General features: G+C 45.8%; 13 protein-coding genes and 4 tRNA genes. 12 read left to right on the forward strand and 5 right to left on the reverse strand.

Features of this window, described 5'->3' with window-relative positions:
* Positions 1-16: 16 nt before the first annotated feature.
* Both F3J22_RS08305 and icd read right to left on the reverse strand, forming a co-directional pair.
* On the reverse strand, positions 17-1,249 hold the full coding sequence (locus F3J22_RS08305; RefSeq protein WP_167016082.1) for an NADP-dependent isocitrate dehydrogenase: 1,233 nt from the start codon (positions 1,247-1,249) through the stop codon (positions 17-19).
* Positions 1,250-1,599: 350 nt separating this feature from the next.
* Positions 1,600-2,877, reverse strand: coding sequence for an NADP-dependent isocitrate dehydrogenase (icd, locus tag F3J22_RS08310; RefSeq protein ID WP_167016084.1), 1,278 nt, complete (start codon positions 2,875-2,877; stop codon positions 1,600-1,602).
* Between the two features lie 177 nt (positions 2,878-3,054).
* Between icd and F3J22_RS08315 the strand changes: the two genes are divergently transcribed.
* From F3J22_RS08315 to F3J22_RS08345, 7 genes are all read left to right on the forward strand, one after another.
* Positions 3,055-3,660 carry an SGNH/GDSL hydrolase family protein gene (locus F3J22_RS08315; RefSeq protein WP_167016086.1) on the forward strand — a complete coding sequence of 202 codons (606 nt, stop codon included), beginning with the start codon at positions 3,055-3,057 and terminating at the stop codon, positions 3,658-3,660.
* 107 nt (positions 3,661-3,767) lie between these two features.
* Positions 3,768-4,436: a flavodoxin reductase gene (locus tag F3J22_RS08320; protein WP_167016088.1), complete on the forward strand. Its 669-nt coding sequence runs from the start codon at positions 3,768-3,770 to the stop codon at positions 4,434-4,436.
* 140 nt (positions 4,437-4,576) lie between these two features.
* Positions 4,577-5,383, forward strand: a complete 807-nt coding sequence (locus F3J22_RS08325; protein ID WP_167016091.1) for a LiaF domain-containing protein — start codon at positions 4,577-4,579, stop codon at positions 5,381-5,383.
* 61 nt (positions 5,384-5,444) lie between these two features.
* Complete coding sequence (locus tag F3J22_RS08330) at positions 5,445-5,795, forward strand: DUF4288 domain-containing protein (protein WP_167016093.1); 351 nt, start codon at positions 5,445-5,447, stop codon at positions 5,793-5,795.
* Between the two features lie 11 nt (positions 5,796-5,806).
* Positions 5,807-6,871: a sensor histidine kinase gene (locus tag F3J22_RS08335; RefSeq protein WP_205195163.1), complete on the forward strand. Its 1,065-nt coding sequence runs from the start codon at positions 5,807-5,809 to the stop codon at positions 6,869-6,871.
* Entirely contained in the window at positions 6,849-7,598 is a 750-nt protein-coding gene (locus F3J22_RS08340; protein WP_167016095.1) for a LytTR family DNA-binding domain-containing protein, read from the forward strand. Before F3J22_RS08335 ends, F3J22_RS08340 begins: the two co-directional genes overlap by 23 nt.
* 226 nt (positions 7,599-7,824) lie before the next feature.
* Positions 7,825-8,499, forward strand: a complete 675-nt coding sequence (locus F3J22_RS08345; RefSeq protein WP_167016096.1) for a YceI family protein — start codon at positions 7,825-7,827, stop codon at positions 8,497-8,499.
* Between the two features lie 92 nt (positions 8,500-8,591).
* On the opposite strand, the gene F3J22_RS08350 is transcribed toward F3J22_RS08345, so the two are convergent.
* Genes F3J22_RS08350 through F3J22_RS08360 form a run of 3 tightly spaced genes read right to left on the reverse strand, consistent with a single transcriptional unit; the run spans position 8,592 to position 11,527 of the window.
* Positions 8,592-8,987, reverse strand: coding sequence for a thioesterase family protein (locus tag F3J22_RS08350; protein WP_167016097.1), 396 nt, complete (start codon positions 8,985-8,987; stop codon positions 8,592-8,594).
* A 5-nt stretch (positions 8,988-8,992) separates the two neighbouring features.
* Positions 8,993-10,855 (reverse strand): Nramp family divalent metal transporter, encoded by a 1,863-nt coding sequence (locus F3J22_RS08355; RefSeq protein WP_167016098.1) that lies wholly within the window; start codon positions 10,853-10,855, stop codon positions 8,993-8,995.
* Between the two features lie 12 nt (positions 10,856-10,867).
* Positions 10,868-11,527, reverse strand: coding sequence for a metal-dependent transcriptional regulator (locus tag F3J22_RS08360; RefSeq protein ID WP_167016099.1), 660 nt, complete (start codon positions 11,525-11,527; stop codon positions 10,868-10,870).
* A gap of 130 nt (positions 11,528-11,657) precedes the next feature.
* Here F3J22_RS08360 and F3J22_RS08365 point away from each other — a divergent pair, with 130 nt between their 5' ends.
* The 5 genes from F3J22_RS08365 (at position 11,658) to F3J22_RS08385 (ending at position 13,239) form a co-directional block, all read left to right on the forward strand.
* Positions 11,658-12,617, forward strand: coding sequence for a hypothetical protein (locus F3J22_RS08365; RefSeq protein ID WP_167016100.1), 960 nt, complete (start codon positions 11,658-11,660; stop codon positions 12,615-12,617).
* 226 nt (positions 12,618-12,843) lie between these two features.
* Positions 12,844-12,918: transfer RNA gene (locus F3J22_RS08370), tRNA-Val, on the forward strand.
* Positions 12,919-12,951: 33 nt separating this feature from the next.
* Positions 12,952-13,026 (forward strand) — tRNA-Val (locus F3J22_RS08375).
* A 32-nt stretch (positions 13,027-13,058) separates the two neighbouring features.
* Positions 13,059-13,136: transfer RNA gene (locus F3J22_RS08380), tRNA-Val, on the forward strand.
* A gap of 28 nt (positions 13,137-13,164) precedes the next feature.
* Positions 13,165-13,239: transfer RNA gene (locus F3J22_RS08385), tRNA-Val, on the forward strand.
* Positions 13,240-13,373: the final 134 nt, after the last annotated feature.

A 13,373-nucleotide genomic window follows, 5' to 3' on the forward strand; every position in this document is an offset into this window, starting at 1 on the left:
GGCGGGCTTATGCTGATTATTTACCCAGTTTCACTTTCAGTGCGCTGTCCAGTGCTTCCAGGAATTCTTCGGTATAGAGGTAATCTTTACCGTGTTCAACTTTGTTGCCATGGATACAAACGGCCAGATCTTTGGTCATTTTACCACTTTCAACAACCTCGATACAAACTTGTTCCAGTGCCTGGCAGAAGTTGATCAGGTCCTGGTTGTTATCGAGTTTACCACGGAATTCCAGACCGCGTGTCCATGCGAAGATGGAAGCGATTGGGTTGGTAGAGGTTGGTTTACCAGCCTGGTGATCGCGGTAGTGGCGGGTTACGGTACCGTGAGCAGCTTCAGCTTCCATGGTTTTACCATCAGGCGTAACCAGGGTGGAAGTCATCAGACCGAGGGAACCAAAACCTTGTGCAACGGTGTCGGACTGAACGTCGCCATCGTAGTTTTTACAAGCCCATACGAAGTTACCATGCCATTTCAGTGCAGAAGCAACCATGTCATCGATCAGGCGATGTTCGTACACCAGACCGTGTTTATCGAATTCAGCTTTGAATTCGTTTTGATAGATGTCTTCGAAGATATCTTTGAAGCGGCCATCGTATTTTTTCAGGATGGTGTTTTTGGTGCTGAGGTACAGCGGCCATTTTTTCATCAGGGCCTGGTTGAAGCAGGAGCGTGCAAAACCTTTGATAGACTCGTCGGTATTGTACATTGCCAGTGCAACGCCATCGCCTTTGAAGTTGTACACTTCAAATTCCTGTGTTTCACCATTTTCGCCTTCGAATTTGATGGTCAGTTTACCTTTACCTTTAGTTACGAAGTCAGTAGCGCGGTATTGGTCACCAAAAGCGTGACGACCGATACAGATTGGAGCGGTCCAGTTAGGAACCAGACGTGGAACGTTACTCATTACGATTGGCTCGCGGAATACAGTACCATCCAGGATGTTACGGATAGTTCCGTTTGGAGACTTCCACATCTGTTTCAGGTTGAATTCTTTTACGCGTGCTTCATCCGGAGTGATGGTAGCACATTTGATACCAACACCTACTTCTTTGATAGCGTTTGCTGCATCAATGGTAACCTGGTCGTTGGTAGCATCACGATGCTCCATTCCCAGATCAAAATATTTGATTTCTACGTCCAGGTATGGAAGTATCAGTTTGTCCTTAATGAATTTCCAGATGATTCGTGTCATCTCATCTCCATCCAGCTCAACTACCGGATTAGCAACTTTAATTTTTTCTGCCATTTCGGGTTTTTTTAAAAAAATTAGATTAAAAATCTATTCACAACTACTATTCAAGCAAAGTCCCTTTTAGGGATAATCCCGAAAAATACGATTTATTTATTTCCTGCAAAATTTTTTTTGTGTAAGATGTACATAAATTGTTTTAGCAGCGATTTTGCTGGTAAAATTGTATTGATTTTCATTCAGGGGGATAGGGGGGAAGTTCAGGCGCGAGGCGCCTGAGCTTCCCCTTCAACACAAAATCCCCGGTGCCGCAGGCGCTGGAAACATTCGTTTGAAAAACGAAATAGCCCCAGACCGAAGGTCTGGGGCTATTTCAAAAACTAATATGTAATAAGAGGAAAAGCTGATTAGTGGTGATTCAGCATTTGCTTAATCACTTCATCTGCAAACTCAGAAGTTTTCACGAGTGTAGCATCGTCCATCAGGTTGTAGAAATCGATGGTTACGCGTTTACGTGCGATGGCGGTAGCCAGGCCTTCTGTGATGATGGTGGCAGCTTCTTTCCAGCCCATGTACTCGAGCATCATCACACCGGAGAGGATTACAGATGATGGGTTCATGGTGTTGGTGTTGGCAAAGCGTGGTGCAGTACCGTGCGTTGCTTCGAACACTGCGTGACCGGTTTTGTAGTTGATGTTACCGCCTGGAGCGATACCGATACCACCAACAGCTGCTGCCAGCGCATCGGAGATATAGTCACCGTTCAGGTTGAGGGTAGCTACTACAGAGTAGTCTTGCGGAGCCAGGAGGATCTGCTGGAGGAAGTTATCAGCGATAACATCTTTGATCAGCAGTTTACCTTCAGCGGTAGCTACTTTCAGAGATTTGTTAGCAGCGTCTTCGCCTTCTTCTTTTTTGATTTTCTCCCAGGTTTCCCAGGTGTAAACTTTATCACCGAATTCGCGTTCAGCGAGTGCATAGCCCCAGTTTTTGAAGCCACCTTCGGTGAATTTCATGATATTACCTTTGTGAACGATGGTTACAGAAGGACGTTTGTGTTCCAGTGCATACAGGATAGCAGCGCGAACCAGTCTTTCAGTACCTTCAATGGAAACAGGTTTGATACCCAGTGAAGAAGTTTCCGGGAAGCGGATTTTCTTCACGCCCATTTCGTTCTGGAGGAAGTTCAGTAATTTCTCACATTCAGGCGTACCTGTCATGTATTCGATGCCGGCATAGATGTCTTCAGTGTTTTCACGGAAGATGACCATGTCAACTTTCTCAGGATGCTTAACAGGAGAAGGAACTTTGTTGAACCAGCGTACAGGACGTACACAGGCGTAGAGGTCGAGTTCCTGACGCATAGCCACGTTCAGGGAACGGATACCACCACCTACAGGGGTAGATAAAGGACCTTTGATAGACACCAGGTACTCTTTCAGTGCATCCAGTGTTGCTTTCGGCAGCCATTCGCCGGTTTCCTGGAAGGCTTTCTCTCCTGCCAGTACTTCTTTCCATTCAATTTTCCTATCACTTCCATAAGCTTTCTCAATGGCAGCGTCGAATACACGTACACTGGCCTTCCAGATGTCTGGACCAATTCCGTCGCCTATGATAAATGGAATGATGGGGTGAGTAGGGACCTGTAGCGATCCATTGTTCATCGATATTTTTTCTGCCGGCATAAAACGGTTTCTTTATGCGTTACGTAATTGTTGTAATCGAGCGCGAAGGTACGACATTTTACCCCTATTCTGCTGTGGTTTTTTGATAGTTTTATGGCTTTTATTATACCTTATATAACTTTTTGCTTATGTTAAGAATAATGCTATTTTACTAGCCACAACAAATCAACCTTCCATATGCCGTATACGTACCTTGCACTGGGTGATAGCTATACCATCGGCGAAGCGGTGCCGTTAGACCAGAACTTTCCTTCACAAACCTGTCAATTGCTAGGAAATGCAGGATTTTCCTTCGAAAATCCAAAAATAATTGCAGTTACGGGTTGGACTACTGACGAACTGCAGCAAGGAATTGAAGCCGCTTCTATTCATAACATTACCTATGACCTGGTTACGTTGCTGATCGGTGTCAATAACCAATACCGGGGCGGGTCGCTGGAAGAATACCGCCAGCAGTTTACCAGCCTGCTACAGCAGGCCATCGCGTTCAGTAAAGGCGGCCATGCACATGTGATAGTGCTATCTATTCCGGACTGGGGCGTTACGCCATTTGCTGCCGATCGCGACAGACAGGCCATCGCAAGGGAAATTGATGATTTTAATGCCGTTAATAAGGCCATCGCAGCAGATTTTAAAGTGCATTACCTCGATATCACGCCTTTCACCCGCGAAGCCACCACCAATCTTCAGCTGGTAGCTGAAGACGGCCTGCATCCTTCCGGCCTGGATTATGGGCGTTGGGCACGTTCGCTGGCAACAATGGTGGAGAAAATCCTACCCTGATATCTACCTGGAAAACCATCTAATCATATCTTAAAATATTTAATATAATTGCTGAAAAAGCAAGCTATTTTTATTATTTTCAATTATTTACCACTGAAAACCTCAACATGGAAAGCCATATCGTAAAAGTGCTCGCAGTAATACCTGTTACACATAATGTAAAACACTTCCGTGTTACAAAACCGGAAGGGTATACTTTTGTTCCCGGCCAGGCCACGGAAGTAGCTGTTAACAAGCCTGGATGGGAAGACGAGCGCAGACCCTTTACCTTTACCAGTCTCAACGAATGGGACTTCCTGGAATTTACCATAAAAATTTACGAAGACCGACACAGCGTAACCGACCAGCTGGGGCTGGTGCAGGCTGGCGACGAACTGATCCTGCACGACGTCTGGGGGGCTATACATTATAAAGGCGAAGGCGTATTTCTGGCCGGCGGGGCAGGCGTAACGCCATTTATCGCCATATTCAGGCAACTGCAGCACGATGGCAAACTCGGGAAAAATACCCTTATCTGCTCCAATAAAACCGCTGCCGACATCATTATGAAAGAGGAGTTTACTAAAATGCTGGGCGACAGGTTTATCAATACCCTTACCGAAGAACACCATTCCGCCTACGATCACCATCGCATAGATGCGGATTATCTCCGCAGAAAAATAAAAGATTTTACCCAGCAATTCTACATCTGTGGCCCTGATCCGATGGTACAGGGACTGAAAGAGATACTTACCGATCTTACCGGCAGTGATTCGCTGGTTACCGTTGAAATTTAACCGGCTAAAAAGCCGACAATGAAGCCTTTGCATTTTTACCGGTGAAATCCTGCGTTTTACCGGTAAAGGCATTTCCTTGACCTAAGCACTGTTGATAGCCGTGGTTGGCTGTTTTATTTTTGTATCGTAAACTTATAACAATGACTAATTCAGAAACAGAGATAAAAAAAGCAGACAAGCCCCGGAGGAGGAATGGATTGGGTGGAATTATTTTCATTCTCATAGGTGCAGCCTTACTGTTACGTCAGTTTGCGCTGGACTTACCTTACTGGCTGTTTTCCTGGCAGATGCTATTGATCGTGATAGGCTTGCTGGTAGGTATCAAGCATAATTTCAGAGGCGGTGGATGGTTGATTCTTATTCTCATCGGAGGCGTATTCCTTGCCGGCGAAATATTGGCATGGCCTTATAACACAGCCCGGTTCATCTGGCCGGTGGTATTGATAATAATTGGTATGGTCACGATTCTCAAGCGAAATGATGACAACTGGTGGCACCACCGTCATGAGAAAAGATACTGGAAAAATTATTACAAGGAACAATATGGAAAAGCAGACTATAGCGGCTATGTGGCACCTGAACATTCAGGCGAGAACTTTTCGGATGATGTAATCAATTCTTCCGCCATCTTCAGCGGTGTCAATAAACTGGTACTTTCCAAAAATTTTAAGGGTGGCTATGTGTCCAGTATTTTCGGTGGCATGGACCTGAACCTTACCCAGGCTGATATCCAGGGCACAGCTGTACTCGACGTTTCCGCCATCTTCGGAGGATGTGAGATCGTAGTACCTTCCAACTGGGTCGTGAAAACAGACGTAACAACCGTTATGGGTGGTATTGAAGATAAACGTTCGCCAGAACTGATGCGGGTAGCGGCAGCAGATAAAACACTGCTGATCAAGGGTAGCTGTATCTTCGGCGGTATTGAAATCAAGAGTTACATATAAATTGAAATAACATCCTGTTAACCCCTTTACTATATTCTTTATAATCCTAAAAACTTCGAATATGCATTGGTTTGTTGCAAAAGTCGTTTACCAGATTATAAGCGGTAATGGAAACCACACACCGCAATTTGATGAACAAATCCGCCTGATTAGCGCGGTGACTAAAAAAGACGCATTAGAAAAGGCCCATCAGATCGGCATCCAGGAACAATATGCATTTAAGAACCTGCAGGAAGAACTGGTACAGTGGAAATTTATCAATGTACCGGAGGTATATGATATCAATCAGCTGACAGATGGCATGGAAGTATATTCCAGAATAGAAGAACCGGGAGATCCCAAGTCATATTTAGCATGGTTGCAGACGAAGTCTGCACAACTGCAGGATCAACCTTTAGTAGAAATTCATTAAACTACACCTGTTTGGCAAAGACGATCTATAGCGGCAACGCGGGTAAAGTATTTACGGCAACATTCAGTATCGCCTTCGTTGTTTATACTTTACTGTTATGGCAATGGTTTGATTTTCCATTCTGGCAGTCGATTACAGATGGCTCTGTACATACCTGCCTGTTAGCTGCGGTTTGTCTGCTGATCAGTTCCAATCTGGCATACTACCGGCCCGGCGACGGAATGATTCAATTCATGTATGTGACGGTAGTGAGTATGGCCATGACATTCTTATGGGTGGCGGCTTCACAGTGGATACTGTTTAAAACTTTTTCCGGCGATGCCTACTACCTGATATGGTTGAACAAGGCTATTCCCGTATACTGTATCGTGGGCTGGATGATCATTACAGGGATTGGCTTCCGCAGTATTATGATGTACGATTTGGAAGAACAGCGGGAGCAGTCGAAACGAAAAGAAGATACCGAAAAGATCGTGCGTGAGGCAGAGCTTTTCAAATTACGCCAACAGTTACAACCGCATTTTCTTTTCAACAGTCTCAATTCCATCAATGCGTTGATAATGCTAAGGCCGCACCAGGCAAGGGAAATGGTGCTCAAGCTCTCGGATTTCCTTCGTGGGTCGCTGAAGAGAGAAGATGACCAGTGGATATCGCTGATAGATGAATTACAGTACCTGGGACTTTACCTGGATATAGAAAAAGTAAGATTCGGACATCGTTTAACCACCAACGTTATATACGATGAATCAGCGGAGAAAATGTATATGCCGCCTATGTTGCTGCAACCGGTGGTAGAAAATGCCATCAAATTCGGGTTATACGACACTACTGGCGAGATCGCCATCAATATAAAAGCCTGGGGCGTGGACAGTATGCTCTATCTGGAAGTACAGAATCCTTTCGATACAGCCATGCAGCCCGTTCATAAAGGCACCGGCTTTGGCCTTGCATCCATTAGACGCAGGTTGTACCTCCTCTTTGCGAGGCACGACCTGCTGGAAACCTCCACAGTCGATAATATTTATACAACGTTGATTAAAGTACCACAAACACATGATAAAAGCAGTAATAATTGATGATGAACCGCTGGCGAGAGCTGTAGTACTGGAGTATCTGATGGACTATCCACAGGTGCAGGTATTACAGGAATGCAACGATGGATTTGAAGGACTCAAAGCCATCCAGCAACACCAGCCGGATATCATCTTCCTGGATATACAAATGCCTAAAATTACTGGCTTCGAGATGCTGGAACTGGTAGAAAACATGCCCGCAGTTATTTTTACGACTGCCTTTGAAGAACACGCCATCAGGGCTTTTGAGGTGAATGCGGTGGATTATCTGCTGAAACCTTTTTCAAAAGACCGCTTTGATAAAGCATTACAGAAATGGTTAGGCAAGTATACGGCGCCGGCACCCGTGGCAGTACCGGAAACCAATGCACTGCTGGAAGCTGCGGGCGCTTCACCGGTGCAAAGTAACCGGGTGGTCATCAAGATCAATGGAAAGATCAAGATCATCCCGGTACATGACATCCATTACCTGGAAGCAGCAGATGATTATGTGAAAATTGTGACGCCGGAAGGGAATTTCCTTAAAAACAAGACGATGGCTTTCTTTGAGCAAACACTGGACCCACAGCAGTTTACAAGGGTACATCGGTCCTATATACTCAATGTGAACCAGGTGGTAAGAATAGATCCGTATGAAAAGGAAAATCATCTGGCTATCCTGAAAAGCGGCGCTAAAGTATTGGTAAGTAAAACGGGGTATCCCCGACTGAAAGCGGCTTTAGGGTTATAGTTCTTTTACCTTCACTCAGCCGGAGGTAAAAGAATGCCTTAAAAGCATTATCGATAAGCTTTCAATAACGCCCTGCAGATGCCTTCGGCGCCTGCAGGGCGTTTTCCGTTTCGGGTAACAAAAGAATTGTTAAAAAATTGACATTTTTCGATATATCTGTCCTGTGATATAATAGAATCAATTATTTTCGTGCCCGTTTATACATAATCTTCAATATTATTAATTTATGAAGCAAACGGTACCTACTCTCGCGCTGCTGCTGACACTGGCAGCTTGTGGCGGTGGCGCTTCGTCTGATCAGGCGAAGACGGAAGAAAAAAAAGAAGCAGCTGTAGCAGCTGGAACTACCTACACTATTGACACTGCAGCAACTGATGTTACCTGGCGCGGTACCCACAAAGGTGGTATGGCTCCACGCTTTGGTATTATCAAAGTTACTGGCGGCGATCTGACTGTTGATAATGGTGCTGTAACTGCAGGTACCTTCGACATTGACATGAACAGCCTGACTGTTGATCCTGCTTCTGTTACCGAACCAGGTAAAAAGCCTGAAGATCTGGCTGGTCACCTGAAAAGCCCTGATTTCTTTGATACCGCTAAGCATCCAGGTGCTAAATTCGTTATCACCGGTGTTGCTCCTTTCGACAGCACTAAACAGAAAAGTCTGCTCGCAGGTGCTACTAACCTGATCAGCGGTAACCTTACCCTGAAAGACAGCACCCTGAACATCACTTTCCCTGCACAAATCACTGTTTCTGCAACTGAAGTTACTGCTAACGCTAAATTCGTTATCGACAGATCTGCATGGGGTATCAGCTACAAAACAGAAGGTAGCCCTGAAAACTGGATGATCAGCAAAGATGTAGAAATTGGTTTCAGCGTTAAAGCTGCTAAAAAATAATTTCTGATTGCATTTTCTTGAAAATGCAGCAATTGAAAGCAAAAGGCCCTTCCCGAATCAGTCGGGAAGGGCCTTTTGCTTTGGAATAAATATTATTGATTGATGCGGGAGAAGAGTCTTTCCAGCTTTTCCTTTTTCAGAATTTTCTGTACCTGTGTACCGCTGGCAATCAGCCGGGTACCTTCATATGCTTCATAACTACAGCTGATTTCATGGTGCTGAATGCCGGTGATGGTAGCGGTAAATGTAACGGTACTATTGATTAACGCCGGCGCATGATGAACCACAGTAAGCGCGGTGCCGATCCCTTCTTCATCTTCATCTTTCATGTCCAGTACAAAGAGGCGGCAGCACCATTCTGCATCACGTGCCAGTGCGAAGGTGGCATATACGGGATGTACCTGGCCACTGTCGAAGGCGGCGGTATCAGCTGCACTGACTATACGTTCAAAGGTTTTGGTATCGCCGGGTTGGAAGAGCTGTTGCATATGATTTATTGTACTACCAGTACAGGAATGTTTACTTTATGCCTTACCTGATTGGCTGTTTCTCCGTAAATAATATCTTTTAATCCTTTGTGGCCGTGGCCTCCCAGTACCAGGAAGTCTGCTTTTTCTTCCCGCACAATCCTGGCAATTTCATTGGACCTGCGTCTGAAACCTAGTACCCCTTTGGCTTTGATATTCCTGCTTTTGAGCAGGGCAAGATAGGTGTCCAGCTGTTCCTGGTCTTTACGGGTTTCGAGGTCATCGCTATCTTTCCCGAAATATTTGGCAGAGGCGCTTTCCACGATATGGATCAGCACATACTCCGTATGTTCGTTGCCGTTAGCGATAGCGCTACGAATAACTTTTTCGTCCTGTTTACCGAATTCCAGTGCGATGGCGATACGGTAATAGGTGGGGTGTTCCAGTTCACCGAGCGTTACCTGTGCAGGGTGGATATTGGTGCTGGTAGGGGTTTTGCGATACCTTGTAAACAGCGGGTAAACGACAGTGTATACCAGCAGGGCGAGAAAAGCCAGGCCCAGTATGATGATGAGGGCATCAACAGCAGGGGAGTGGCCGCCTGTAATATAGTCTCTGGCTTCTTCGTATACCATACGGATATTTAGATAAACCAATATTGCTGCAATGATCCAGCTGAGAATTTTCAGCGGGGTACCGATAACATAGTCGCCCATGGTTTGCCTGTCGCTGACGAAATGTATCAGTGGTATGATGGCAAATCCGAGTTGCATGCTCAGGAGTACCTGGCTGAATACCAGCAGGGCACCTACTTCCTTGTCGCCGGCAATGAGGATAACCAGTAATGCCGGGATGATGGCCAGCAACCGGGTGATGAGCCGGCGCAGCCATGGATTGATACGCAGGTGAAGGTAGCCTTCCATTACTATTTGTCCGGCCAGTGTTCCGGTAACGGTGGAACTTTGTCCGGCGGCGATCAGCGCTACTGCAAACAGTATGGGGGCCAGTTTGGTGCCTAGTAATTTTTCCAGCAGTTCGTGTGCGTCCTGTATTTCCGCGATTTGTGTGTGTCCGGCCGTGTAGAATACGGCTGCTGCCAGGATAAGGATGGCAGCATTGACAAGAAATGCCAGGTTGAGCGCGATCGTACTGTCTATAAAGTTAAGTTTTATTGCCTGGCGGATACCTTTGTCGTCCCGTTTTATTTTGCGTGTCTGTACCAGTGCGGAGTGCAGGTAGAGGTTGTGTGGCATGACGGTGGCGCCGATGATACCGATGGCGATATAGAGGGCAGTATTGTCGGGGATAGAAGGGATAAAGCCTTTGACCACTTCATTCATGTGTGGTTTGGCCAGGATCAGTTCTATGAGGAAGGAGGTGCCTACGATGGCTACCAGGGCTACGATGAATGCCTCCATTTTACGCATGCCGAATCGCTGGAGTACGAGTAGGAGGAAAGTATCCAGTACGGTCAGACTAACGCCCCATATGAGTGGCAGGCCGGTAAGGAGTTGTATCCCGATGGCCATACCGAGCACTTCGGCGAGGTCTGTGGCAGCGATGGCTATTTCAGCCAGGATATAAAGAACAAAATTAATGAAGGGCGGATAGGTTTCCCTGTTTGCCTGGGCAAGGTCGCGGCCGCGGACGATGCCAAGGCGGGCGCTGAGGCTCTGCAGGAGCAGGGCCATGAGGTTACTCATGAGCAGTACCCAGAGTAACGTATAACCATATTTACTACCTCCGGCGAGGTCGGTGGCCCAGTTGCCCGGGTCCATATAGCCTACGCTTACGAGGTAGGCTGGTCCGAAGAATGCAAAGATCTTTTTCCATTTCGACTTACTGCCGGTGTCAATACTTTCATGTACTTCACTTAATGACGGTCCCATTTGAATAGAATGTTATAGCGGTCTGACCATGATATTTTTCGCTACCTGTTCACTGATGGTGATAGCGGGTTGATTTTTAACTTTTATTTCGAGTGAGTTATCGAACTCATAGTGTGCAATAATTTCCAGCTGGGTGCCCAGTTTGATGCCTTTAGCGTTGAGAAAGGCCAGCAGGGCAGAGGACTGATCGCTTACGGCGGTTACTACCAGCCTTTTGGCATTGGCCTGGTCCAGCGAGGTTTGCGGCCTGGATTTGATCATTTTACCGTTGGCGTCCGGGATGGGGTCGCCATGAGGATCGATGACCGGGTTGCCGAGGAATTCGCTGAGGCGGTTGATGAGTTTCTCGCTGCGTACATGTTCCAGCTCTTCCGCCAGTTCATGTACTTCATCCCAGCTAAAGGAGAGCTTGTCTACCAGGAAGCATTCCCACAGGCGGTGCCTGCGAACGATCTGCAACGCAGCTTTGCGGCCATCGGCGGTCAGGGTGATGCCCTGGTATTTTTCGTAGTCTATCAGTTTTTTCTCCTTGAGCTTTTTGGCCATGTCGGTTACAGAGGCCGGTTTGGTGTCCAGTTCATAGGCAATGGCGTTGGTGGTAACCGCTGCGTCGCCTTCCTGTAACTTAAAAATGGCTTTAATATAATTCTCTTCCGCAACTGATAAATTCATACGACCTAAATTAAAGTTTAGACAAATCTAAATAATAAAAACGAACTTTTATATATCCGGTATGTTTTTTGTTTTTAGTCGCGCACATATCAAAATTATATTTAACTTTTCGCCCAGAATTTATCTATTAATGAAGCGTTATCTGTTATTATTATTGGCAATAGGTGTATTAGCGGCCTGTAAATCAAAGAAGAGCACCGGAAACGGCAGGGTAGAGCCTATGACCCTGGAGGATTTTCGTGATCTGTTTACTGCTACTGAGCTACCATATAAATTACAATCAGACTCCCTGATGCGGAAGCAGCCGGATTCGCTGGCCCTCGACACCGCAGATATTCATCAATTCCTTACTGACACACTTACCAAAGGTGATTTCGGAAAAAATGAGAAAGTACGTTTCTGGCCTTTGCAACGTATAAAGGGAAATGTGGTCGATTACCTGGTGGTACGCGCTGCGGGTAAATCAGGAACAGTGGCTTATCTGTGCTTTATGGATAAGAAAAAAGGTCATTTCCTGAAAAGGATTCGTGTAGCCGATAACGGTAGTAACGGTACATTTACCTCCGTTAATATTGACAATAAGAATGTGATCAAGCTGACAACAGAAGTACCACACGGTGATACGAGAGATGTACAGCGCGAAGATTTCTATGGTGTAGGTGCTGACGGTACTACTACGCTGATCATGACCAATAGCACCAGTCCAAGCAAGCCCGGAGAGATTTATAACCCACTGGATACGCTGCCACGCAAGCATAAATTCAGCGGCGATTATATGTCCGGGGATATGAGCCTGGTCTCTATCCGCGATGGTGAAGATGGTAAAACATTCCAGTTCTTTATCACCTTCACGAAAGACAACGGTAATTGTAAAGGGGAGGTTTCCGGTGTGGGACAATACCTGGCAGGTAACAGGGGAGAGTACAAAGACAAAGGTTCTTCCTGTGGTATTTCCTTCCAGTTTTCCACTGGCCGTGTAAGCATTCATGAGATCGGAGGATGCGGTGCTTACCGTGGTATCAAGTGTTTCTTCGAAGGTAATTTTGCGAAGAAGGCAGAGAAGAAAACTGAGAAGAAAAAGAAAAAGTAATTGCACAAGTTGTATAAAAATTGACAACAATCAGGACTGATCTATGGTTAGTCCTGATTTTTTTTATATCATTGCAAAGTCTTACTGGATAAGTGTTTGAACTTCATGTAGATAAATATGTGTTGAAATATTTTTACCATTTTCAGAAAATAAATTTGGTAGAATCAAATAAGATTATACCTTTGCAATCCCTTCAAACGAAAGGCTTGAGGGTCGAAGAAAAAACGGGAGTTTAGCTCAGCTGGTTCAGAGCATCTGCCTTACAAGCAGAGGGTCGATGGTTCGAATCCGTCAACTCCCACTACTTCAAACAAATTAGCAAAAGATCTTTCGAGGGAGTTTAGCTCAGCTGGTTCAGAGCATCTGCCTTACAAGCAGAGGGTCGATGGTTCGAATCCGTCAACTCCCACTACTTTAAACAAATTAGAAAAGATCTTTTCAGGGAGTTTAGCTCAGCTGGTTCAGAGCATCTGCCTTACAAGCAGAGGGTCGATGGTTCGAATCCGTCAACTCCCACCACATCAACAAATTAGTAAAGATCTTTCGAGGGAGTTTAGCTCAGCTGGTTCAGAGCATCTGCCTTACAAGCAGAGGGTCGATGGTTCGAATCCGTCAACTCCCACTTCTTAAAAGTCCTGCGGTTTCGTAGGGCTTTTTTTATTTTACCACCTTCGGTGGATTTTCTTTCTCGCAAAGGGGCAAAGCAGCAAAGGCCTGTGTTTTGTTGTTTGTAAGGTCGGTTTTTGGGTTTAGGTA

This window comes from Chitinophaga sp. Cy-1792, assembly GCF_011752935.1.
In the GTDB taxonomy this organism is placed as follows: Bacteria; Bacteroidota; Bacteroidia; order Chitinophagales; family Chitinophagaceae; genus Chitinophaga.